At 67.5% G+C, this 22,145-nt stretch carries 20 protein-coding genes; 17 read left to right on the top strand and 3 right to left on the bottom strand.

The genetic code is table 11. From position 1 onward, the window contains the following. Positions 1 to 9 precede the first annotated feature (9 nt). The 11 genes from fdxH to QM470_RS14495 all read left to right on the top strand — a co-directional run bounded on the left by fdxH (position 10) and on the right by QM470_RS14495 (position 12,061). Positions 10 to 918 (top strand): formate dehydrogenase subunit beta, encoded by a 909-nt coding sequence (gene fdxH / locus QM470_RS14545; protein ID WP_283339757.1) that lies wholly within the window; start codon positions 10 to 12, stop codon positions 916 to 918. Continuing rightward, entirely contained in the window at positions 915 to 1,574 is a 660-nt protein-coding gene (locus tag QM470_RS14540) for a formate dehydrogenase subunit gamma (RefSeq protein WP_283339756.1), read from the top strand. The genes fdxH and QM470_RS14540 overlap by 4 nt, the downstream gene beginning before the upstream one ends. Beyond that, entirely contained in the window at positions 1,571 to 2,518 is a 948-nt protein-coding gene (fdhE, locus tag QM470_RS14535; protein WP_283339755.1) for a formate dehydrogenase accessory protein FdhE, read from the top strand. The genes QM470_RS14540 and fdhE overlap by 4 nt, the downstream gene beginning before the upstream one ends. Positions 2,519 to 2,629: 111 nt before the next feature. Then, positions 2,630 to 3,559: a formate dehydrogenase accessory sulfurtransferase FdhD gene (fdhD, locus tag QM470_RS14530; protein ID WP_502846846.1), complete on the top strand. Its 930-nt coding sequence runs from the start codon at positions 2,630 to 2,632 to the stop codon at positions 3,557 to 3,559. A 65-nt stretch (positions 3,560 to 3,624) separates the two neighbouring features. After that, entirely contained in the window at positions 3,625 to 3,987 is a 363-nt protein-coding gene (locus QM470_RS14525; protein ID WP_218332891.1) for a hypothetical protein, read from the top strand. 113 nt (positions 3,988 to 4,100) lie between these two features. Continuing rightward, positions 4,101 to 5,432, top strand: a complete 1,332-nt coding sequence (gene miaB, locus QM470_RS14520) for a tRNA (N6-isopentenyl adenosine(37)-C2)-methylthiotransferase MiaB (protein ID WP_283339753.1) — start codon at positions 4,101 to 4,103, stop codon at positions 5,430 to 5,432. Positions 5,433 to 5,797: 365 nt separating this feature from the next. Next, complete coding sequence (locus tag QM470_RS14515) at positions 5,798 to 6,802, top strand: BMP family protein (RefSeq protein WP_066540723.1); 1,005 nt, start codon at positions 5,798 to 5,800, stop codon at positions 6,800 to 6,802. A gap of 205 nt (positions 6,803 to 7,007) precedes the next feature. Next, positions 7,008 to 8,585: an ABC transporter ATP-binding protein gene (locus QM470_RS14510; RefSeq protein WP_283339751.1), complete on the top strand. Its 1,578-nt coding sequence runs from the start codon at positions 7,008 to 7,010 to the stop codon at positions 8,583 to 8,585. A 22-nt stretch (positions 8,586 to 8,607) separates the two neighbouring features. Next, positions 8,608 to 9,669 carry an ABC transporter permease gene (locus QM470_RS14505; protein WP_272970984.1) on the top strand — a complete coding sequence of 354 codons (1,062 nt, stop codon included), beginning with the start codon at positions 8,608 to 8,610 and terminating at the stop codon, positions 9,667 to 9,669. Positions 9,670 to 9,778: 109 nt separating this feature from the next. Next, positions 9,779 to 10,702, top strand: coding sequence for an ABC transporter permease (locus QM470_RS14500; RefSeq protein ID WP_283339750.1), 924 nt, complete (start codon positions 9,779 to 9,781; stop codon positions 10,700 to 10,702). Between the two features lie 81 nt (positions 10,703 to 10,783). Beyond that, entirely contained in the window at positions 10,784 to 12,061 is a 1,278-nt protein-coding gene (locus tag QM470_RS14495; protein WP_283339749.1) for an amidohydrolase family protein, read from the top strand. Between the two features lie 87 nt (positions 12,062 to 12,148). Here QM470_RS14495 and QM470_RS14490 read toward each other — a convergent pair whose 3' ends face one another. Beyond that, on the bottom strand, positions 12,149 to 12,751 hold the full coding sequence (locus QM470_RS14490) for a C40 family peptidase (protein WP_283339748.1): 603 nt from the start codon (positions 12,749 to 12,751) through the stop codon (positions 12,149 to 12,151). Between the two features lie 192 nt (positions 12,752 to 12,943). After that, on the bottom strand, positions 12,944 to 15,784 hold the full coding sequence (gene ppc, locus QM470_RS14485; RefSeq protein ID WP_192334703.1) for a phosphoenolpyruvate carboxylase: 2,841 nt from the start codon (positions 15,782 to 15,784) through the stop codon (positions 12,944 to 12,946). Between the two features lie 74 nt (positions 15,785 to 15,858). On the opposite strand from ppc, the gene hemC reads away from it, so the two are divergent. From hemC to QM470_RS14465, 4 genes are read left to right on the top strand one after another with little or no spacing between them, the layout of a single operon-like run. Beyond that, positions 15,859 to 16,800, top strand: a complete 942-nt coding sequence (gene hemC / locus QM470_RS14480) for a hydroxymethylbilane synthase (RefSeq protein ID WP_283339747.1) — start codon at positions 15,859 to 15,861, stop codon at positions 16,798 to 16,800. Next, positions 16,800 to 17,615, top strand: coding sequence for a uroporphyrinogen-III synthase (locus QM470_RS14475; RefSeq protein WP_283339746.1), 816 nt, complete (start codon positions 16,800 to 16,802; stop codon positions 17,613 to 17,615). Before hemC ends, QM470_RS14475 begins: the two co-directional genes overlap by 1 nt. Then, entirely contained in the window at positions 17,612 to 18,724 is a 1,113-nt protein-coding gene (locus QM470_RS14470) for a uroporphyrinogen-III C-methyltransferase (RefSeq protein WP_283339745.1), read from the top strand. Before QM470_RS14475 ends, QM470_RS14470 begins: the two co-directional genes overlap by 4 nt. Positions 18,725 to 18,739: 15 nt before the next feature. Next, entirely contained in the window at positions 18,740 to 20,020 is a 1,281-nt protein-coding gene (locus tag QM470_RS14465) for a heme biosynthesis HemY N-terminal domain-containing protein (protein ID WP_283339744.1), read from the top strand. An 86-nt stretch (positions 20,021 to 20,106) separates the two neighbouring features. Here QM470_RS14465 and QM470_RS14460 read toward each other — a convergent pair whose 3' ends face one another. Continuing rightward, the gene (locus QM470_RS14460; RefSeq protein ID WP_283339743.1) at positions 20,107 to 20,703 is read right to left on the bottom strand and encodes an IMPACT family protein; all 597 of its coding nucleotides are present in this window, start codon (positions 20,701 to 20,703) and stop codon (positions 20,107 to 20,109) included. 175 nt (positions 20,704 to 20,878) lie between these two features. Between QM470_RS14460 and QM470_RS14455 the strand changes: the two genes are divergently transcribed. Together QM470_RS14455 and QM470_RS14450 are read left to right on the top strand one after the other, a co-directional pair. Continuing rightward, entirely contained in the window at positions 20,879 to 21,442 is a 564-nt protein-coding gene (locus tag QM470_RS14455; protein ID WP_280011710.1) for a cytochrome b, read from the top strand. Positions 21,443 to 21,479: 37 nt separating this feature from the next. Further along, on the top strand, positions 21,480 to 22,052 hold the full coding sequence (locus QM470_RS14450; RefSeq protein WP_280011709.1) for a YceI family protein: 573 nt from the start codon (positions 21,480 to 21,482) through the stop codon (positions 22,050 to 22,052). The last annotated feature ends 93 nt before the right edge of the window (positions 22,053 to 22,145 follow it).

The following is a 22,145-nucleotide window of genomic DNA, read 5'->3' as shown; positions in this document are numbered from 1 at the left end:
GGCGCGCCCATGAGTATGCAATCCCAAGATATCGTGCGGCGCTCGGCCACCAACGACCTCACGCCGGCCGCCCATGCACGCGACCACAAGGACGAGGTCGCCAAGCTGATCGACGTGAGCATCTGCATCGGCTGCAAGGCTTGCCAGGTTGCCTGCAGCGAATGGAACGATCTGCGTGACGACGTGGGCGAGAACTTCGGCGTCTACGACAACCCGCGCGACCTCTCGCCCCAGAGCTGGACGCTGATGCGCTTTGACGAGCATGTCAACGAAAAGGGCAAGCTGGAGTGGCTGATTCGCAAGGACGGCTGCATGCACTGTGAAGACCCCGGCTGCCTCAAGGCCTGCCCCCAGCCCGGCGCCATCGTGCAGTACGCCAACGGCATCGTGGACTTCCAGTCCGAGCACTGCATTGGCTGCGGCTACTGCGTGGCCGGCTGCCCGTTCAACGTGCCCCGCATCAGCAAGGAAGACAACAAGGCCTACAAGTGCACCTTGTGTTCCGATCGCGTGGCCGTGGGCCAGGAGCCGGCCTGCGTCAAGACCTGCCCCACCGGGGCGATCAGCTTCGGCGCCAAGGACGACATGCTGCACAAGGCCGAAGGCCGCGTGCAGGAAATGAAGAGCCGCGGCGTGGAGAACGCCGGCGTCTACAACCCGCCCGGCGTGGGCGGCACCCACGTGATGTACGTGCTGCACCATGCCGACCAGCCGGAGCTCTACCACAAGCTGCCCAAGGCTCCACACATCAGCGGCGTGGTGGAAGGCTGGAAGGGCTGGTTCAAGCCGCTGGCGGCCATCGGCTTTGTCACGGCACTGGCCGGCGCTGCCGCCCACTACATCAGCACCGGCCCCAACGAGGTCGATGAGGATGAAGACGAGGAGCATGACCACGCCAAGAAGGGAGAGAAGGCATGAAAAAAGACCGCATGATTTTGCGCACCCCGCTGCCCGATCGCCTGTGCCACTGGGCCATGGTGACCTGCTTCTTCCTGGTGGCCATGTCGGGCCTGTCCTGGCTGTTTCCCAGCCTGAACTGGCTCAACGGCGTGTTCGGCACGCCGCAGATGGCCCGCCTGCTGCACCCTTTCTTCGGCATCGTGGTGTTCGTGGCCCTGGTCTACCTGTTCATCCGGTTTGTGAAATACAACCTGCCTGAAAAGGAAGACCGCCTCTGGCTGGAAAACGTCAAGTCCGTGGTGGCCGGCGATCACAGCAAGCCGCTGCGCATCGGCAAGTACAACGCCGGCCAGAAGCTCATGTTCTGGGGCATCATGGGCCTGATCTGCGCGCTGCTGCTCACCGGGCTGGTGATCTGGCGCGCCTATTTCGCCCACCTGTTCCCCATCCCGGTGCTGCGTGTGGCCCTGCTGCTGCACGCGGTCGCCGGTGTGGGCCTGATGCTGCTGATCATTGGCCACATCTACCTGGCGTTCTGGGTCAAGGGCTCGATCCGCGGCATGGTCACCGGCTATGTCAGCCATGCCTGGGCCAAGGCCCACCATGACCGCTGGCATGCACAGATCAGCGCCAAGGCCTCCGCCAAGAAGAAGACGGCGAGGCCGGCACGATGAGCATCCGCATCGTCCCTGAATCGGAACGCTCTCCGGGCGTGGAGTACATCGCCCCGGTGCGCCTGCCCGATGCCACACTGCCCTACGCCCGGCGGGCCGCGCGCCTGCGCCAGCTGGCGGATGGCCACGCCATGGCCGACTACCTGCTGTGGGCCGCCGACCTGGCCGACGCCCAGCAGGCTGCGGCCGAGGCCACGCCCCTGAGCGCCGCCGAAGTGCACGGTCTGGCCGAGGCCCTGCGCCAGCCCCATGCCCCGCTGCACAGTCACAGCCTGCAGCGTTCTGCCCATTGGCTGCAGCTGCTGGACGGCTTGCTGGCCCAGCTGGCATCGCCCGCCAGCATGCAGGGCGCGCCCATCCAGCAGGCCCTGGCAGCGCTGCGCACGGCCGACAGCGCCCAGCGCAACCGCTGGGCCAACGCCTTGCTGGCCATGCTGCGCGGCGACGAACCGGCCGATAGCGCCGAATTGCCCGATGCGGGCGTCGCCCAGCTGCTGCACAGCGCCCTGTCGCTGTACTGGCGCCAGCTCGCCAGCCAGCTGCCCGGCAGCGGCATGGCCGAGCTGGGTGCCCACCGCCATGACTGCCCCGCGTGCGGCCACGCCCCCACCGGCAGCCTGGTGCTGGGCGGCGCCCAGGCGGGCCTGCGCTATCTGCAGTGCAGCCTGTGCGAGACGCAGTGGCATGTGGTGCGCACCACCTGCACCAGCTGCGATGCCACCGGGAAGCTGGACTACTGGTGCCTGGAAGACGAAAAAACCGCCATCAAGGCCGAGAGCTGCGGCGACTGCCACAGCTACCTCAAGGCCTTTTATCTGCAGGCCGACCACCAGCTGGAACTGGTGGCCGATGACCTGGCCAGCCTGGCCCTGGATGCCGAGATGGAAGACCAGGACCTGGTGCGCAGCGGCATCAACCCGCTGATGCTGCCGCCGCTGGCCTGATTCACCCTTCCACCCTCAGCCCACCTGCTGCACGCTTTCTGCGTGCCTTCTGCGCCCCCGCAGCCCTGCAGACCGTCCTTGCCCGGGACAGTTTGCAGGGCTGAATCGATAATGGCAGCCATGACCGACACTGCCGCCGGCACCTGCTCCCTGGTTCCACCAGACGGTGCCCCCCTCTCCATCCCTGCCATCCGCCACGTCCCCGTGGAGCGCCACCACCTGCAGGACGGCCTGCGCCTGCAAGAGCGCGTGCTGGCCAGCGAGGTGCCGATTGCCCTGGTGTTCAACGGTATCTCGCACGCGGTGATGATGGGCACGCCGCTGGACTTGGAAGACTTTGCCCTGGGCTTTGCCCTGAGCGAAGGCATTCTGGACAGCGCCGCCGACTGTTATGGCATTGACGTCACACCGGTGGCCGCTTCCGCCGCAGGCCTGCCCCCCGGCATGGACGGGGTAGAAGTGCAGCTGGACATCTCCTCCCGCTGCTTTGCCCGCCTCAAGGACCATCGCCGCAGCATGACCGGGCGCACCGGCTGCGGGGTCTGCGGCGTGGAAAGCTTTGCCGCCCTGGACCTGGACTTTGCCCCACTGCCGGCACACGACTGGCTGGCCCGGGTGGATCTGCCCACGGTGTGCCGCGCCATCGATGCGCTGTCGGCCAAGCAGGTGCTCAACGCCCAGGCCGGCGCCATCCACGCGGCCGGCTGGGCCACGCTGGATGGGCAGTTGCACGATGTGCTGGAGGATGTGGGCCGCCACAACGCACTCGACAAGCTGCTGGGCCGCCTGGCCCGCAGCGGCCGCCTGGGCGAACCGGGCTTCGTGGTGCTGTCCAGCCGGGGCAGCCATGAACTGGTGCGCAAGTGCGCCAAGCTGGGGGTGGCTGCGCTGGCCACCATCTCGGCCCCCACCGCCATGGGCGTGCGCATGGCCGAGCTGACCGGGCTGCGCTTCTGGGGGCTGTGCCGCCCGCCCCAGGCCATGCTGTATGCCGCTGGCGCCGGCCTGCCACCGCTGGCAGCGGCCTCCCCGAGGACTTGACCCGGCAGCGCACTGTGAAAGCGGCGGCTTCGTACAATGGCGGCTTCAGCCCCTGGATGTACACCATGACCCGCTGTTCCACTGTCTTTTCTGCTGCGGCCCTGGCCTGTGCCCTGCTGGGCGGCATGGCCGTGCCTGCGGCCCATGCACGCACCTACCCCGACGCTGCGCGCAGCTTCCCCGATACCGCCCAGCGCGGTGAACTGCTGATCTCGGCCATGCCCGAGGTCGCGCTCAACGGCAAGAAGATCCGCACCACGCCGGACTTTCGCCTGTTCAATGCCAGGAACCAGCTGGTCCTTGCCCACACGCTGCAAGGCCAGAAGTTCGCTGTGAACTATGTGATCGAGCCCAGCACCCAGTGGCTGTCCCAGGCCTGGATCCTGACCCCGGAAGAAGTCCAGGCCAAGCTGCCCAGCCAGCGCTGAGCCCCACCCGCTTCTTTTTTTCTTTCTGACTGCCGCCTGCGCCCTGCAATGGTGCCGGCGGATGGTTTTCTTCAAGGCGCACAGGCCATGACCTCTGCGGCCGCCCCACTGCCATGACCACGAAAAAAGTCTTTATCAAAACCTTTGGCTGCCAGATGAACGAGTACGACTCGGACAAGATGGCGGACGTGCTGGGTGCTGCCCAGGGCTATGAATCCACGGACGACCCGGAGCAGGCCGACCTGATCCTGTTCAACACCTGCTCGGTGCGGGAAAAGGCGCAGGAAAAGGTGTTCTCCGACCTCGGCCGCTTCAAGCACCTGAAGGAAAAAGGCGTGCTGATTGGTGTGGGCGGTTGCGTGGCCAGCCAGGAAGGCGAAGAAATCATCAAGCGCGCGCCCTATGTGGACGTGGTGTTCGGCCCCCAGACCCTGCACCGCCTGCCCGATCTGCTGAACGCGCGCGCCGCCAAGGCCAAGCCCCAGGTGGACATTTCCTTCCCCGAAATCGAGAAGTTCGACCACCTGCCGCCTGCCCGCGTGGACGGGGCTTCGGCCTTTGTGTCCATCATGGAAGGCTGCTCCAAATACTGCAGCTACTGCGTCGTGCCCTACACGCGCGGTGAAGAAGTCAGCCGCCCGTTCGAAGACGTGCTGGTGGAAGTCGCCGGCCTGGCCGACCAGGGTGTGAAGGAAGTCACGCTGCTGGGCCAGAACGTGAACGCCTACCTGGGCAAGATGGGCGACACCACCGAAATCGCCGACTTTGCGCTGCTGCTGGAATATGTGGCCGAGATCCCCGGCATCGAACGCATCCGCTTCACCACCAGCCACCCGAACGAGTTCACGCCCCGCCTGATCGAAGCCTACGCCAAGCTGCCCCAGCTGGTCAGCCACCTGCACCTGCCCGTCCAGCACGGCAGCGACAAGATCCTGATGGCCATGAAGCGCGGCTACACGGCCATGGAGTACAAGAGCACCATCCGCAAGCTGCGCGCCATCCGTCCGGATCTGGCGATGAGCAGCGACTTCATCGTCGGCTTCCCCGGCGAGACGGAAGAAGACTTCCAGAAGATGATGAAGCTGATCCACGACGTCCGTTTTGACAACAGCTTCAGCTTCATCTTCAGCCCCCGCCCCGGCACGCCGGCCGCCAACCTGCACGACGACACCCCCCACGATGTGAAGTTGCGCCGCCTGCAGGAGCTGCAGGCCGTCATCAACCAGAACATCAAGGAAATCAGCGAAGAGCGCGTGGGCACGGTGCAACGCCTGCTGGTCGAAGGGCTGAGCAAGCGCGACGGCAGCGAGCTGATGGGCCGCACCGAATGCAACCGCGTGGTCAACTTCCCCGGCAACGAGCGCCTGATCGGCCAGATGGTGGACGTCCGCGTCACCGAAGCCAAGACCTACACCCTGCGCGGCGAAGTGCTGGTGCGCAGCTGACCGCCCGGCCGGTGCCGGACCCCGGCGCCCTTGGCCCGACCCAACCCGGCCCGGTCCGGCACAGCCCCCCACCCGCCGGCGGCGGCTGTGCCATCGCCCCTGGCGCACACCGCCATCCCGAGTGCAGCACATGACCATCGCCGGCCAGCGCTGCACACCCCGCCAATCGCGCTACCATATGACCCCGCCGCGTGGATGCACACCCTCGCGGCTTTTTCTTGCCCGTTGCACGGCCAGGGATTCCACGGAGTCCCCTGCGACCCTGTTCCGACGCAAGATAGCCGCCCGTTGGGTGCGGAACTTGCTAGACATCTGGACTGCTCCGGTGTGGGGCAGACCTGCTATACACACAAGGAGTCTTTCCTATGAACACACGGCGCAACCTCATCAAGGGCGGCCTGGCCGCGCTGCCCCTGGTACTGGCCGGCATGCTGCCTGCTTCCGCCATGGCCCAGGCCAAGATCAAGGTGGCGGCGGTCTACACCGTCCCCTATGAGCAGCAATGGGTCAGCCGCATCCACCAGGCGCTCAAGGCCGCCGAATCCCGTGGCGAGATCGAATACAAGTCCAGCGAAAACGTGGCCAACGCCGACTACGAGCGCGTGATGCGCGAGTACGCCACCGGTGGCGCACAGCTGATGTTTGGTGAAGTGTTCGGCGTGGAAGCCGCCGCCCGCAAGGTGGCCAAGGACTTCCCCAAGACCGCCTTCGTGATGGGCTCCTCGGGCAAGCCCGTGGCCCCCAACTTCAGCGTGTTCGACAACTACATCCAGGAACCTGCCTACCTGAGCGGCATGATCGCCGGCGGCATGACCAAGTCCAACAAGATCGGTCTGGTCGGCGGCTTCCCCATCCCCGAAGTGAACCGCCTGATGCACGCCTTCATGGAAGGCGCCAAGGAAGTGAACCCCAAGGTGGAATTCACGGTCTCCTTCATCAACAGCTGGTTTGACCCACCCAAGGCCAAGGAAGCCACCTTCGCCATGATCGACAAGGGCGCCGACGTGCTGTACGCCGAGCGTTTTGGCGTGAGCGATGCGGCCAAGGAAAAAGGCAAGCTGGCCATCGGCAACGTGATCAACACCCAGGCCCAGTACCCCGACACCGTCGTCGCCTCGGCCCTGTGGCACATGGAGCCCAGCGTGGACCGCGCCATCCAGGCCGTGAAGGCCGGCACGTACAAGGCCGAAGACTACGGCCCGTATTCGATGATGAAGCACAAGGGTTCGTCGCTGGCCCCGCTGGGCACGTTCGAGAAGAAGGTGCCGGCGGACCTGGCAGCCAAGGTCAAGGCCCGCGAGGCCGACATCCTGGCCGGCAAGTTCACCGTCAAGGTGAACGACAGCCAGCCCAAGACCACGGCCAAGTAAGCGCCGGACCGCGCAAGCCTGCGCACCGCCCCTGCAGCGAGCCGGTACCACCGGCTCGCTGCACGTCGGCGCTACCGCTTTGCTCTTCCCGGGCGCAAGTCCGGGACTTCGGCCCTGTACAAGCCTGCCTCGGGCCTGTACCTTGACGCCACCCCGCGCGCCCTTCCCCGCCGCGCCCCCTGCACAGGCAATGGCACCCGCACACATGCTCACTGAGACCGCATCCACCCCACCGGGCTCCGCGCCCCCCACCGTCCTGCAGCTGCAGGGCATCACCAAGCGCTTTGGCACGCTGGTGGCCAACGACGCCATCTCGCTCACGCTGCAGCGGGGCGAAATCGTCGCGCTGCTGGGCGAAAACGGTGCCGGCAAATCCACGCTGATGTCGATTCTGTTCGGCCACTATGTGGCCGATGCCGGCCACATCGAGGTGTTCGGCCAGCCCCTGCCGCCGGGCCAGCCGCGCGCTGCGCTGGCCGCCGGCATCGGCATGGTGCACCAGCACTTTGCGCTGGCCGACAACCTTTCCGTGCTCGACAACATCATGGCCGGCGGCACATCGCTGGCCCGGCTGAGCCTGGACACCGCCGGGGCCCGCCGCAAGCTGCTGGACGTGGCGCAGCAATTCGGCCTGCAGGTGGACCCGGACGCCCGCGTGGGCACCTTGTCCGTGGGCGAGCGCCAGCGCGTCGAGATTCTGAAAGCACTGTACCGCGGCGCCCGCATCCTGATCCTGGACGAACCCACGGCCGTGCTCACTCCCGCCGAGAGCGAGGCCCTGTTCGACACCCTGGGCCAGATGGTGGCGCAAGGCCTGTCCATCATCTTCATCAGCCACAAGCTCGGCGAGGTGCTGCGTGTCTCGCACCGCGTGGCCGTGCTGCGCCATGGCAAGCTGGTGGCCGAATCGGCCACCGCCGGCTGCACCCAGGCCCAGCTGGCTGAATGGATGGTCGGCCACGCCATCACGCTGCCCGAACGCCGCCCGGCCCAGCATGTGGGCGACAGCGTCTGCAGCCTGCGCCAGCTGGATTCCGCACCGGCCAAAGGCAAGGACAGCCGTGACCGGCTGAAGAACGTGTCACTGGAGCTGAAGACCGGTGAAATCGTCGCCATCGCCGGGGTGTCCGGCAACGGCCAGGTCGCACTGGCCGATGTGCTGTGCGGCGTGCGCGCCGTCACCGGCGGGCAGCTGACCTACCTGGGCCAGCCCCTGCCCAGGTCACCCGTCACCCTGGTGGCCCAGGGCGTAGCCCGCATCCCCGAAGACCGCCACGGCACCGGCGTGGTGGGCGATCTGCCGGTGTGGGAAAACGCCGTGTCCGAACGCCTGCGCACCCGCTGGTTCTCGCGCCTGGGCTGGGTCCGGCGCAAAGCCGCACAGGACTACGCCCAGCATGTCAGCACCACGTTTGACGTGCGCGGCGGCGGCCTGCATGCGCCCGCCCGCGCGCTGTCCGGCGGCAATATGCAGAAGCTGATTCTGGGCCGCGCCCTGCTGCCTCCCGGGGTGGACGGCCAGCCCGGCGCAGCCCCCCGCCTGATCGTGGCCCACCAGCCCACCTGGGGGCTGGACATCGGTGCCGTGCACTTTGTGCAGCAGCAGCTGATGGCCGCCCGCGATGCCGGCGCGGCCGTGCTGCTGATCTCGGACGACCTGGACGAAGTCCTGGCCCTGGGCGACCGCATTGCCGTGATGCACGAAGGCACGCTCACCGAAGCCCGGCCCCACGCCGACTGGAGCCGCGCATCCATTGGCCTGGCCATGGCCGGCGCCCATTGAACCCGGGCGAAAGCACATTCCCATGCGATTAGAAAAACGACCTTCCCCTTCCAAAACCGCCATGGTGGCCGCGCCGCTGGGTGCCGTGGTGTTCACCCTGCTCATCAGCGGTTTGCTGGTGCTGTGGGCCAAGGCCCCCGTGGGGGCCACCTATGTCGAGCTGTTCAAAGGTGCCTTCGGCTCGCTGTTTGCGTTGAGCGAAACCATGACCCGTGCCGTGCCTCTGATCCTGACCGGTCTGGCGGCGGCCGTGGCCTTTCGCGCACGCCTGTTCAACATCGGCGCCGAAGGCCAGCTGTATGCCGGCGCCGTGGCGGCTGTTGCCGTTGGCGGCATGCATGGCGGCACCGGCTTGGAGCTGCCCATCTATGTGCTGTTCCCGCTGATGCTGGTGGCCGCCGCCCTGGCCGGTGCCGCCATGCTGCTGGGCCCGGCGCTGATGAAGACCCGCCTGGGCGTGGACGAGGTGGTGACCACGCTGCTGCTGAACTTTGTGATGCTGCTGCTGGTGGCCTACCTGCTGGACGGCCCGATGAAAGACCCAATGGCACTGGGCTGGCCACAGAGCGTGGCCCTGCAGTCGGACCTGGAACTCTCGCGCCTGATCGAGCAGACCCGTCTGCACACCGGCCTGCTGATGGCCCTGGTGCTGGCCGTGCTCACCTGGCTGCTGCTGCAGCGCACGACGGCGGGCTTTGACATCCGTGCCGCCGGCGCCAACGCCAAGGCCGCCAGTTTTGCCGGTGTCCCGGTCACCCGCACCGTGGTGCTGGTGGCCCTGCTGTCCGGCGGGCTGGCCGGGCTGGCCGGCGCGATCGAAGTGGCAGGACGCACCAGCTACCTGACGCTGGACATGTCGCCCGGCTATGGCTACGCCGGCATCGTGATCGCCATGCTGGCGGGCCTGCACCCGCTGGGCGTGGTGGCGGCCGCTATTTTTGTGGCCGGCATGCAGGTGGGTGCCGACAGCATGAGCCGCGTGGTGGGCGTGCCCAATGCGATTGCCGATGTGATCGTGGCCGCATCGCTGCTCTCGGTGCTGGTGGCCAGCCTGCTGACGCAGTACCGTCTGCGCTGGAAGTGAGGAGCCGGCCCATGCATGAACTCACTTTGACGGCCCACGCGGCCCCCCGGGCGCACTGCCAGCAGGCAGGCAGCGCCGTTTCTGACCATTTCACCGGGGAGTGCGCAGCATGACCGAATTTCTGGACATCCTGTCGAACTCCGCCTTCTGGGTGGCCGTGCTGCGCACCGCCACGCCGCTGCTGCTGGGGACCCTGGGCGTTTTGCTGTGCGAACGCGCCGGCGTGCTGAACCTGGGCATCGAAGGCATCATGGTGGCCGGCGCCTTCACCGGCTGGCTCACCGTGTATGCCGGCCATGGGCTGTGGACCGGGGTGCTGGTGGCCGCACTGACCGGCGCCCTGTGCGGTCTGCTGCATGCCTGGCTGACCGTGGGCCTGGCACTGTCGCAGCACGTGTCGGGTCTGGGCATCACCATGCTGGCCACCGCGCTGTCGTACTACGGCTACCGCGTGAGCTTTCCCAAGGTGAACACCCCGCCCACCATCGAGCCCTTCCAGGCCATGGACTGGCTGCCGATTCCCATCCTGGGCGAACAGACGGTGCTGACCCTGCTGGCCCTGCTGCTGGTGCCGTTGCTGGCCTGGTGGCTGTTCCGCACCCCCTCGGGCCTGGCCGTGCGCATGGTGGGAGAGAACCCGCTGGCGGCCGAAGGCCAGGGCATCCCGGTGATCGCCGTGCGCACGGCAGCCATCGTGGCCGGCTCGGCGCTGATGGCCGTGGCAGGCGCGTTCCTGACGCTGTCGGCCTTCAACGCCTTCTTCTTCAACATGATCAACGGCCGGGGCTGGATCTGCATTGCACTGGTGGTGTTTGCCTCGTGGAAACCGGGCAAGGCCTTGCTGGGTGCGCTGCTGTTCGCCTTCTTCGATGCGCTGCAGCTGCGCCTGCAGCAGTCGGGCGAAGGCCTGCTGCCCTACCAGTTCTATCTGATGCTGCCGTATCTGCTGTCCATCCTGGCCCTGGTGCTGGTGGCGCGCAAGGCAGCCTATCCCCAGGCACTGATGAAGCCATACCGCAAGGGCGAACGCTGAGGCTCCGCCCCCCTGTCCATGGCCGCTGCGGCACGTGCCGAGTGCGCGAGCGGCCACCTTCACCGACCAAGAGAAACACCCATGCTGGACTTACTGATCACCCATGCCACGCTGGCCGACGGCCGCACCCATATGTCCGTGGCCGTGCAGGACGGCAAGATCACCGAAGTGACCGAAGGCCTGCAGGCCCCTGCGCACGAAACAGTGGATGCACAAGGTCTGCTGCTGTCCACCCCCTTTGTGGACCCGCACTTTCACATGGACGCCACGCTGAGCTACGGCATGCCGCGCGTCAACGAAAGCGGCACGCTGCTGGAAGGCATTGCGCTGTGGGGCGAGCTCAAGCCCCAGCTGACGCACGACGCCCTGGTGGAACGCGCCCTGGCCTATTGCGACTGGGCGGTGGCACGCGGCCTGCTGGCCATCCGCAGCCATGTGGACACCAGCGACCCCAGCCTGCTGCCGGTGGAAGCCATGCTGGACGTCAAGAAGCGCGTGGCGCCCTACATCGACCTGCAGCTGGTCGCCTTCCCCCAGGACGGTGTGCTGCGCACCCCGGGCGGCATGGACAACCTCAAGCGCGCGCTGGCCATGGGGGTCGACGTGGTCGGCGGCATCCCCCACTTCGAGCGCACTATGGCCGATGGCGCCGAAAGCGTGAAGCAGCTGTGCGAACTAGCGGCCGAGCTGGGCAAGCGCGTGGACATGCACTGCGATGAGTCCGATGACCCGCTGTCGCGCCATGTCGAGACGCTGGCCTACCACACGCAGCGCCTGGGTCTGCACGGCCGCGTCACCGGATCGCACCTGACCTCTATGCACAGCATGGACAACTACTACGTCAGCAAACTGATTCCGTTGATGGCCGAAGCCCAGCTGGGCGTGGTCAGCAACCCGCTGATCAACATCACCATCCAGGGCCGCCACGACACCTACCCCAAGCGCCGCGGCATGACCCGCGTGCCCGAGTTGATGGCCGCCGGCCTCACCGTCGCTTTCGGCCATGACTGTGTGATGGACCCCTGGTACAGCCTGGGCAGCGGCGATGCGCTGGACGTGGCGCACATGGGCCTGCATGTGGCACAGATGACCAGCCGCCAGGGCATGCAGCAGTGCTTCGATGCCATCACCCGCAACCCGGCCCGGCTGCTGGGTCTGGAAGGCTACGGCCTGCAGGCCGGCTGCAACGCCGACTTCGTGCTGCTGCACGCCAAGGACCCGGTCGAAGCCCTGCGCCTGAAGAGCACCCGCCTGGGTGTGTGGCGCCGCGGCCAGCGCATTGCCAGCACGCCGGCACCGGTGGCCACGCTGAACCTGCCCGGCCGCCCGGCACAGACCACTCTGCTGCACCGGGGCTGAGCGCGGTCAGCAGACTGCGGCCTACGCCCTGCCCCATGCCAGACGGCCTGCCATCGCAGGCCGTTTTGGTGTGGAGTGGTGTGGTCTTCAGGCGAAGATGCTGCGTGCTTCGGTGAAGCGCTTGGCAAAGTAGACGTTGTCCATGCGTACCCGCTGCACGGTTCCGCCGCTGGACGGGGCATGCACGAACTGGCCGTTGCCCACATAAATGCCCATGTGCGAATATGCGCCGCCCAGGGTGTTGAAGAACACGAAGTCGCCGCGCTGCAGATCGCGGTTGACCGGACTGCTGGCCTGGGCCCACTGGGCCGTGGTGCGCGGCAGGCGGCTGGCATGGATGCCTGCGACCGCCCACTGGATCAGCCCGCTGCAATCGAACCCGCCTTCCGGGTTGTTGCCGCCATAGGTGTAAGGGGTGTTGACCACCAGCATGGTCCGCGCCAGCAAGGCTTCGCGCAGATCGCTGCTCAGCGCCAGCGGGTTCACCGCGGGCACCCCGCCGCCGCGCGCCTTGGGCACAGCGGCTGCCGTGCTGCTGCGCTTGCCGCTGCTGGCACAGCCGGCCAGGACAGCGGCCGTCGCTGCCGCCGTCAGCAACAGCAGGCGGCGGGCAGGCACGTGAAGCGCAGGCGGCAATGCGGCACGGTCAGAACCGCACGCCGTGGACAACGGGATGGGAGCTTGGTGCATGGGCCGCATTATGGCGCTGCCCGCTATCAGCACGGGAGCATGGCCCGCAAGCCCGCTGGGCTTTAGCCCATGGCGGTTTCAGCATGCCGGCCCTGGCGCAGACCGGCACCTGCCACCCCAGGCCATCGCCCGCGCGCAGCAAGGCGCCAGCTGCAGGCACACAGCGCCACGGCGGGCGCCGCGAAGGCCCTGTCAGCCCGTGTTGCGCAGCGCCGCGGCAATGCCGTTGATGGAGATATGGATACCCATCTTCACCCGCTCATCGCCCGCCCCATCACGCCAGCGGCGCACCAGTTCCACCTGCAGGTGGTGCAAGGGGTCGATGTAGGGGAAACGGTGGCGGATGGAGCGTGCCAGCGCGCTGTTGTGTGCCAGCCGGTCCTTCTCGCCAGTCAGCATTTCCAGCGCTTCGGCCGTACGGTGCCATTCGGCCTGGATGGACGCAAAAATGCGCTTGCGCAGCTTGGCGTCGGGCACCAGATCGCTGTAGCGCGATGCCAGCGCCAGGTCGCTCTTGGCCAGCACCATGTCCATGTTCGACAGCAGCGTGCGGAAGAACGGCCACTGCTTGCACATGCGGCGCAGCAGGGCCTGCTGCTTGGCGGGGTCTTGCCCCTTGGCATGGACAAACTCGTGCACCGCCGTGCCGAAGCCGTACCAGCCCGGTAAGGTGAGACGGCACTGGCCCCAGCTGAAGCCCCAGGGAATGGCGCGCAGGTCTTCGATCTTCTGCGAAGGCTTGCGCGAAGCCGGGCGCGAACCGATGTTCAGCTCGGCAATCTCGCGGATCGGTGTCGCGCTGAAGAAGTAATCGGTGAAGCCCGGGGTCTCGTACACCAGCTTGCGGTAGGCCGCCATGCTGGACTGCGACAGCGCTTCGGCCGCCACCAGGAAAGGCTTGCCCGCCAGCTTGGTGGGCTGCAGCAGCGTGGCTTCCAGCGTGGCGGCCACCAGGGTTTCCAGATTGCGGCGGCCGATCTCCGGGTTGGAGTATTTGGAGGCAATCACCTCGCCCTGCTCGGTCAGGCGGATCTGGCCGCGCACCGTGCCCGGCGGCTGCGCCAGAATGGCCTGGTAGCTGGGGCCGCCGCCCCGGCCCACGGTGCCGCCCCGGCCGTGGAACATGCGCAGGCGGATGCCGTACTGCGCCGCCAGCGGATCGAACACCTGCACCAGTGCCGATTCGGCCTGGTACAGTTCCCAGTTGCTGGTGAAGATGCCGCCGTCCTTGTTGCTGTCGCTGTAGCCCAGCATGATGTCCTGCTCGGCGCCGGAGCGCTTCCACAGCGCGGCAATGCCGGGCAGGTCGTAATAGGCCTGCATGATGGACGCCGCCTGGCGCAGATCGCCAATGGTCTCGAACAGCGGCACCACCACCATGTCGGCCACGGCTTCGCTGCTGTCCAGCGTGCCGCGCATCAGCCCCACTTCCTTCATCAGCAGCAACACTTCCAGCAGATCGCTGACCGATTCGGTGTGGCTGATGATGCAGTGGCGCAGTGCTTCGGCGCCGTAGTCGGCACGGGCCTGGCGGGCGGTGGCAAAGATCGCCAGTTCGGCCTGGCTGTGTGCGGAGTACGCCGCCCCCACCACGCGCAGCGGGCGGGCATCGCTGAGCATGCGCAGCAGCAGCTGTTGGCGGCCGGCTTCGTCCAGCGCGCTGTAGTCGGCCTCGATCTTGGCGACCGCCAGCAACTCAGCCACCACCAGTTCATGCTGGTCCGAGCTTTGGCGCAGGTCCACCGTGGCCAGGTGGAAACCGAACACTTCCACCGCACGGATCAGCGGCGACAGGCGCTGTGCCGCCAGTGCCCCGCCATGGTTGCGCTGCAGCGAATCCTCGATGGTGCGCAGATCCCCCAGCAGCTCCTGCGGCGTGTCATAGGGGTTTTGCGGCGCCACCGCGTGGCGGGCGGCTTCCCCGCCCGACAGCTTGCGCAGCGTGGCCGCCAGGCGGGCGTACATGCCGGTCAGCGCGCGGCGGTAGGGTTCGTCTTCGCGGTGCGCATTGCGGTCCGGCGACGCATCCGCCAGTTGCTGCATGGCGGGCGAGACGTCGGCCAGCCGCGCGGCCATCGACAGCTCGGTACCCAGAAAGTGCACCTCGGTCAGGTAGTGGCGCAGCGCCACCTCGGACTGGCGGCGCAGTGCCAGTGCCAGGGTCTCGGCCGTCACATTCGGATTGCCATCGCGGTCGCCACCGATCCACTGGCCCATGCGCAGAAAGCTGTGGATGCGCTTGCCATCGAGCTGCTGCTCCATTTCACGGTAGATGCGCGGAATCTCGCGCAGAAACGTGGCCTCGTAGTAACGCAGCGAATTCTCGATCTCGTCGGCCACCGTCAGCTTGGCATGGCGCAGCAGGCGCGTCTGCCACAGCTGTACCACGCGGGCCTTGAGCTGCTCCTCGTTCTGCGCCAGCTCCCTGGGGCTGAGCGCATCCTTGCTGCTGGCATACAGCTGGGCCCGGGCACGGATCAGGTCGCGCTCGGCCAGCAGCCGGGCAATGTCCTGCTCGGCCGCCAGAATGCTCTGGCGCTGCACTTCGGTGGGGTGGGCGGTCAGCACCGGGGCCACATAGGCGGCGGCCAGCGCCTGCACCACGGCATCGGTGTCGATCCCTTCCCAGCGGATGCGCGACAGTGCCACCTCCACACTGCCTTCCTGGCTGTGACCCGCGCGCTCGTGCACCTCGCGGCGGCGGATGTGGTGGCGGTCTTCGGCCAGGTTGGCCAGGTGCGAGAAATAGGTGAAGGCGCGGATCACGCTGACCGTCTGGTCGCCGGTGAGACCCTTGAGCAGCTTCTTCAGCGCCTTGTTGGCTGCCTGGTCCGCGTCGCGGCGGAACGCCACGGACAGCTGGCGCACCTGCTCCACCAGCTCGTAGGCGGGGGCACCTTCCTGCTCGCGGATCACATCGCCCAGCAGGCGGCCCAACAGCCGGATATCGTCAATCAGCGGCTGGTCCTTGTCGGTACGGCGGACGGGCGCGGTGGTGGGGGACTCGGAACGTCGGCGGGCTGCTGCATTCATGCAAAAGGCTCCAGGTGGCGGATGGTGTCGGCGCGCATGCTAGCATTCCCAGTTGCCCCGAAGGCTGACAACCCATGACTGCTACCCACACTTCTTCCTCTCTTGTGATCGCCACCCGTGAAAGCCGCCTGGCCCTGTGGCAGGCCGAACATGTGCAGGCCTTGCTGCGCGCGCGTGGCCACCAGGTGGAGCTGCTGGGCATGACCACCAAGGGCGACCAGATTCTGGACCGTTCGCTGTCCAAGGTCGGCGGCAAGGGCCTGTTTGTCAAGGAACTGGAAGTGGCCCTGGAAGAAGGCCGTGCCCACATTGCCGTGCACTCTCTCAAGGATGTTCCCATGGAACTGCCCGAAGGCTTTGTACTGGCCTGCGTGATGGAACGGGAAGACCCGCGCGACGCCTTTGTCTCGCCCCGCTACGCCAGCCTGGATGCGCTGCCCCAGGGCGCCGTCGTCGGCACCTCCAGCCTGCGCCGCCAGGTGCTGCTGCAGGCCCTGCGCCCGGACCTGAAGATCGAGCCGCTGCGCGGCAACCTCGACACCCGTCTGCGCAAGCTGGACGAAGGCCAGTACGACGCCATCGTGCTGGCGGCCGCCGGCCTCAAGCGCCTGAACATGGCCGAGCGCATCCGTTGTGAATTCGAACCGGGCAGCATGCTGCCCGCTGCCGGCCAGGGCGCACTGGGCATCGAGGTGCGCAGCGACCGCACGGACCTGATTGCGGCACTGCAGCCGCTGGTGCACATGCCCACCTGGCTGCGCGTGGCGGCCGAGCGTGCCGTCAGCCGCCGCCTGGGCGGCAGTTGCTCCGTGCCGCTGGCCGCCCATGCGCTGCTGGCCGACGATGGCACGCTGACGCTGGATGCCGCCTGGGGCGATATCGAAGGCGTGCAGGCCCTGATCCAGGTGCGCCAGCAGGCCCACGTCACCACGCTGGACCAGGCCGAAGCCCTGGGCAATGCCGTGGCCGAACAGCTGCTGGCCCAGGGCGCCCGCTGCGCCGCCAAGGCCCAGTGATGGCCGCGCGGCCCGCCGTCATCCTGACCCGTCCCCTGCCTGAGGCGCTGCATTGGCAGCAACTGCTGCAGGCCCGGGGCCTGGATACCGCCGTGCTGCCGCTGTTGGACATTGCCCCCGCTGCCGATCCCGCCACGCTGGCCGCGCTGCAGCGCGTGGGCCAGGAACTGGCGGGCTACCGGGCCGTGATGTTTGTCAGCCCGAATGCGGTGCGCGGCCTGCTGGCCGCCCCCGGGATGTCGGACCTCCTTTCCCAGGCCGTCCATGCCCAGGGCTTGCGCCTGTGGGCACCCGGCCCCGGCACCGCCAAGGTGCTGGAGCAATCGGGCCTTGCGGCCTCCGCCATCGACAGCCCGCCCGCCGATGCGCCGCAGTTCGATTCCGAATCCCTGTGGGCCGTCGTGGCACCGCAGATCCGCCCCGGCGACCGCGTGCTGATCGTGCGCGGCGCCAGCCTCCACAGCGCCACCGACAGCCAGGGCTCCGGCCGCGAATGGCTGTCCAGCCAGCTGCGCAGCCTGGGCGCACAGGTCGAGCTGGTGGGGGTCTACAGCCGCCAATGCCCTGCAACCACCCCTGCGCTGCAGGAACGCCTTGCGGCCCATTGCGCCGCCCGCGACCTGTGGCTGTTCAGCAGCTCGGAAGCCATTGCCCACCTGCTGCAGCTGTGCCCCGCACAGGACTGGAGTCGCCAGCGCGCGCTGGTCACCCACCCCCGCATCGCTGCCACGGCGCGCAGCGCAGGCTTTGGCGATGTTTTGGAATGTAAGCCTGATGTGGAAAGTGTGTCTGCGTCGATAGAATCCTGGTCATGAGCACCGACGGCGCACAGCACCCTCCTTTCCCCCCATCTTCCGAGCAGCCCCCGACGGCACCAGGCGCCCCCGTGCGCACCGGTACCGGTCCCTCGCCCCTGGCCTGGGTGGCTATGGTGCTGGCCGCGGCCGGCTTGGGCAGCAGCGTGCTGCTGTGGCAGAAGGTGGATGGCATGCAGGAGCAACTGGCGCGCCAGACGGCCGAGTCCGGCACCCAGGCCACCGAAGCCCGTGCGCTTGCCCGTGAATCCCAGGATCTGGTGCGCGACGCCACCGGCCGCCTGGCCGTGGTGGAAGCCCGCATGCAGGACGCCACCCTGCAACGCACCCAGCTCGAAGAGCTGATGCACAGCGTCTCCCGCTCGCGCGACGAGACCTTGCTGATCGACCTCGAATCCGCCCTGCGCATGGCCGTGCAGCAGGCCCAGCTCTCCGGTAGCCTGGAACCGCTGGTGGCTACCCTCAAAGGCTCGGCCCAGCGTGTGGAACGCACGGCCCAGCCGCGCCTGGCCCCGGTACAGCGCGCCATCGAACAGGATCTGGAACGCCTGTCCCGCGCCTCGGTCACCGACACCGCCGGCCTGCTGGCGCGGCTGGATGAGCTGGTGCGCATGGTGGACGAGATCCCCATGCTCAACAGCGTGACCCAGGCCCCCAACCTGGCCAAGGGCAGCGCCAGCACCGGTGTGCCGCTGCCGCCCGCGCTGGATGCGGCGGTCACCCCCACCCAATGGGCCTGGTGGAAGCATTGGGGCGAGCGCGTCTGGAGCGCTTCGGCCGATGAAGCCCGCGATCTGGTGCGCATCCGCCGCATCGACCACCCGGACGCCGTGCTGCTGGCGCCCGAACAGGCTTTCTTCCTGCGCGAGAACCTCAAGCTCAAGCTACTCAATGCCCGCCTGGGCCTGCTGGCGCGCCAATACGACTCGGCACGCTCCGACCTGGGAAGTGCCAACACCGCCCTGGCCAAGTACTTCGACAGCCAGTCCCGCCGCACGCAAAGCGCCCAGGCCCTGATGCTGCAGATCCAGACGCATTTGCGCCAGACCGAGCAGCCTTCCATCAACGACACGCTGAGCGCGCTGGCCACAGCCGCTTCCAGCCGCTGACCGGGGAGGCCCAGCATGCGCGCTGCATTGTGGTTTGTCGGTCTGTTCTGCCTGGCCGTGGCTGGCGCCCTGTTTGCGGGCAACAACCAGGGCTCGGTCATGCTGTTCTGGCCGCCCTACCGGCTGGACCTGTCCCTGAACATGGTGGTGCTGCTGTTGCTGGCGGCATTCTTTATTCTGTATGGCGCCCTGCGCGGCTTTTCCGCCCTGGTCACCTTGCCGCTGCAGGCCAAGCGCTGGCGCCTGCAACAGCGCGAACGCAATATGCACCAGGCCCTGCTGGAGTCCTTGACCCATCTGCATGCCGGCCGTTTCCTGCGGGCCCGCAAGGCGGCCCTGCAGTCGCTCACGCTGGAAGACGGGCTGGACAAGGACAAGGCCACGGTGGCCTACCGGCTGCAGCTGCGCACCATCGCCCACATGGCGGCGGCCGACAGCTCCCATGCCCTGCAGGACCGTGCCACCCGGGATGAACACCTGGACGCCGCGCTGGATCTGGCGCCGCTGAACGGCACCACCCAGCAGCAGGAGCTGCGCGAAGGCGCGCAAATGCGCTCGGCCCGCTGGGCGCTGGACGACCGCGACGCCAGTGGCGCGCTGGAACGCCTGAGCGAACTGCCCCATGGCGCGGCACGCCGCACGATTGCGCTGCGCATCAAGCTCAAGGCCACGCGCCTGGCCCGGCAGACCCAGCCGGCACTGGAAACCGCGCGCCTGCTGGCCAAGCACAAGGCGTTCTCGCCCGAAGCGTCGGCCAGCCTGCTGCGCAGCCTGCTGCTGGAGCAGATCCACAGCGCCCACGACGCAGGGCAGCTGCTGAGCGCCTGGTCGCAAGCGGAAGCGCGCGAACGCAGTGCGCCCGAGCTGGCCATTCCCGCCGCCCGCCGCCTGGTGGCCCTGGGAGGTGACAGCGCCACCGCACGCGAATGGCTGCTGCCGGTCTGGGAGGCCCAGCTGCAGCAACCCCAGGGCCTGCACAGCGAGCACAGCACCCGCCTGGTCCTGGCGCTGCAGGAAAGCCTGGACGATCTGGACGCCGCCTGGCTGGGCCGCATCGAAGCGGCGTTGCGGCATGCCCCGCACAACCCGCGCCTGCAGTACCTGGCCGGCATGGCCTGCCTGCAGCGCCAGCTGTGGGGCAAGGCCCAGCAGTTGCTGGGCCAGTCCACCCAGCAGCTCAAGGACCAGGCACTGCTGCACAGCGCCTGGACGGCTCTGGCCATTCTGGCCGAGCGCCACGAAGCGCCCGACGAAGCCGCCCACGCCTGGAAGCAGGCGGCGCTGCACGGCAAGTAACCCCCCCCCGCCCATCACCGAGGACAGCGGACGGGGAACGCCGCCGGCGCCAGCCTGGCGCGAAGGAGCGTCCTTTGCCAGCGGCGTCAGTCCGGCCAGTGCTCCAGCCAGCCCAGGCGCCCCTGCCCCAGGTCGTTGAGGCGCTCCACCAGGGCGGTGGCGGCACTTTCCGGCAAGGTCCACTGCGCGGCCACCATGCTACCGTGCTGCACCTGAAGCAGTTCGGCCCCGGCATGGGCGATTTCACGGCGCAGCCAGCCTTCCATGGCATAGGGCACCTCGCACTGCTGCAGCGCCATGCGCTGCAGCGTGATCTTTTCCGCGCCGATCAGCGCCTGCGCCACGCTGTCGGTATAGGCCCGTACCAGGCCGCCAGCCCCCAGCTTGACCCCACCGAAGTAGCGCACCACGGTGGCCAGCACGCCTTCCAGCTCCTGGTGGCGCAGCACATCCAGCATCGGCCGGCCGGCCGTGCCGCTGGGCTCGCCGTCGTCCACCGCCGCAGATTGGCCGCCGGCCACCAAGGCCCAGCAGATGTGGGCCGCTGCCGGGTGCTGCTTCCACAGGGCATCCACGGTGGCCTGGGCGCTGGCGCGGTCGCGCATGGGCTGCACGCAGCCGATGAAACGGCTTTTCTTGATGATCAATTCACTGTGCGCGGGGGAAGCAAGGGTCTGGGCCATAGGGCTGGTGAGCTTACCTGAGCCGGAGGCCCCACCACGGGCCACTCCGGCATTCAAGCTTTTTGAACTGTCACGTCAATTTGCCTGAACTTTTCTGTCACCTTTGCTTCCTACACTCCATCTCTTGTCGCGCTTCATGGCCGCTTGCCAGGTGCTTTAAAAAAAACGCATAACCATGCCCACCCCCACCGCTTCCACCCGCTACAGCCTGCCCGCCATCGCACTGCACTGGCTGCTGGCCGTTGGCCTGATCGGCCTGCTGGCTTTTGGCTGGTACATGACCGGGCTGCCGTTCTCCCCGGCGCGCCTGAAGTACTACAACTGGCACAAATGGGCTGGCGTCACCATTTTGGTGCTCAGCCTGCTGCGCCTGGTCTGGCGCATCACCCACCGCCCGCCCGCACTGCCTGCCGCCATGGCGGCGGCCATGCCGCGCTGGCAGCACCTCGCCCACCATGGCGTGCACCACCTGCTGTACCTGCTGTTCTTTGCGGTGCCGCTGCTGGGCTGGGCCTACAGCTCGGCCGCCGGCTTCCCCATCGTGTGGTTCGGTCTGTGGCAGCTGCCCAATTTCGTGCCGGCCGATCCGGCACTGGCCGAAGCCCTCAAGCCCTGGCACATGATCAGCGCCTACACGCTGGCCGCCCTGATTGCCCTGCACATTGCAGCGGCACTCAAGCACCAGTTCATTGACCGCGACGGCCTGCTGCGCCGCATGCTGCCCGGCAAAACCGCCTAATTCGTCCCCTGTTTTTTTCGAGCGTCAGGAGTTCACCATGACTTTCAGCACCACTTTCCGCGCCGCCATCCTTGCCAGTGCAACCCTGCTGGGTACCGCCGCCATGGCCGCCCAGGCCCTGGTGCCGGCGCAAAGCAGCATCAACTTCACCGCCAAGCAGATGGGCGTGCCCCTGCAAGGCCAGTTCAAGAAGTTCGACGCGCAGGTGAGCTTTGACACCGCCAAGCCCGAAACCAGCAAGATCCACTTCACCGTGGAAACCGGCAGCGCCACCATGGGCTCCAAGGAGACCGACAGCAACCTGCTGGGCGCGGACTGGTTCAACATCGCCAAGTTCCCCAAGGCCACGTTCGACTCCACCGCCGTCAAGGCGCTGGGCGGCGGCAAGTACCAGGTGGACGGCACGCTGACCATCAAGGGCAACGCCCAGAAGGTGTCCGTGCCCGTGGTGCTGACCCAATCGGGCGCCACCACCATCGCTGCCGGCACCCTGCCGCTCAAGCGCCTGTCGTTCAAGATCGGCGATGGCGACTGGGCCGACACCTCCATGGTGGCCGACGAAGTCACCGTGCAGTTCAAGCTGGCACTGACCGGCGTGGGCAAGCTCTGACGTTCTGGACAGCCACCGGTGTGCACACCCGCTCTGCTGCATAGGAACGCGGTCTTGATTTCCAAGACGCGTTCAGGGCATGGCGGCATGCAC

This window comes from Comamonas sp. 17RB (assembly GCF_030056555.1).
Classification (GTDB): Bacteria; Pseudomonadota; Gammaproteobacteria; order Burkholderiales; family Burkholderiaceae_C; genus Comamonas; species Comamonas terrigena.
Note: the sequence above shows the minus strand (reverse complement) of the source record. Positions and strands in the feature narration are given on the sequence as shown.

Coding starts and splice junctions, on each gene's coding strand:
- fdxH (WP_283339757.1), top strand. CDS start 10: ATGAGTATGCAATCCCAAGATATCGTGCGGCGCTCGGCCACCAACGAC.
- QM470_RS14540 (WP_283339756.1), top strand. CDS start 915: ATGAAAAAAGACCGCATGATTTTGCGCACCCCGCTGCCCGATCGCCTG.
- fdhE (WP_283339755.1), top strand. CDS start 1,571: ATGAGCATCCGCATCGTCCCTGAATCGGAACGCTCTCCGGGCGTGGAG.
- fdhD (WP_502846846.1), top strand. CDS start 2,630: ATGGCAGCCATGACCGACACTGCCGCCGGCACCTGCTCCCTGGTTCCA.
- QM470_RS14525 (WP_218332891.1), top strand. CDS start 3,625: ATGACCCGCTGTTCCACTGTCTTTTCTGCTGCGGCCCTGGCCTGTGCC.
- miaB (WP_283339753.1), top strand. CDS start 4,101: ATGACCACGAAAAAAGTCTTTATCAAAACCTTTGGCTGCCAGATGAAC.
- QM470_RS14515 (WP_066540723.1), top strand. CDS start 5,798: ATGAACACACGGCGCAACCTCATCAAGGGCGGCCTGGCCGCGCTGCCC.
- QM470_RS14510 (WP_283339751.1), top strand. CDS start 7,008: ATGCTCACTGAGACCGCATCCACCCCACCGGGCTCCGCGCCCCCCACC.
- QM470_RS14505 (WP_272970984.1), top strand. CDS start 8,608: ATGCGATTAGAAAAACGACCTTCCCCTTCCAAAACCGCCATGGTGGCC.
- QM470_RS14500 (WP_283339750.1), top strand. CDS start 9,779: ATGACCGAATTTCTGGACATCCTGTCGAACTCCGCCTTCTGGGTGGCC.
- QM470_RS14495 (WP_283339749.1), top strand. CDS start 10,784: ATGCTGGACTTACTGATCACCCATGCCACGCTGGCCGACGGCCGCACC.
- QM470_RS14490 (WP_283339748.1), bottom strand. CDS start 12,751: ATGCACCAAGCTCCCATCCCGTTGTCCACGGCGTGCGGTTCTGACCGT.
- ppc (WP_192334703.1), bottom strand. CDS start 15,784: ATGAATGCAGCAGCCCGCCGACGTTCCGAGTCCCCCACCACCGCGCCC.
- hemC (WP_283339747.1), top strand. CDS start 15,859: ATGACTGCTACCCACACTTCTTCCTCTCTTGTGATCGCCACCCGTGAA.
- QM470_RS14475 (WP_283339746.1), top strand. CDS start 16,800: ATGGCCGCGCGGCCCGCCGTCATCCTGACCCGTCCCCTGCCTGAGGCG.
- QM470_RS14470 (WP_283339745.1), top strand. CDS start 17,612: ATGAGCACCGACGGCGCACAGCACCCTCCTTTCCCCCCATCTTCCGAG.
- QM470_RS14465 (WP_283339744.1), top strand. CDS start 18,740: ATGCGCGCTGCATTGTGGTTTGTCGGTCTGTTCTGCCTGGCCGTGGCT.
- QM470_RS14460 (WP_283339743.1), bottom strand. CDS start 20,703: ATGGCCCAGACCCTTGCTTCCCCCGCGCACAGTGAATTGATCATCAAG.
- QM470_RS14455 (WP_280011710.1), top strand. CDS start 20,879: ATGCCCACCCCCACCGCTTCCACCCGCTACAGCCTGCCCGCCATCGCA.
- QM470_RS14450 (WP_280011709.1), top strand. CDS start 21,480: ATGACTTTCAGCACCACTTTCCGCGCCGCCATCCTTGCCAGTGCAACC.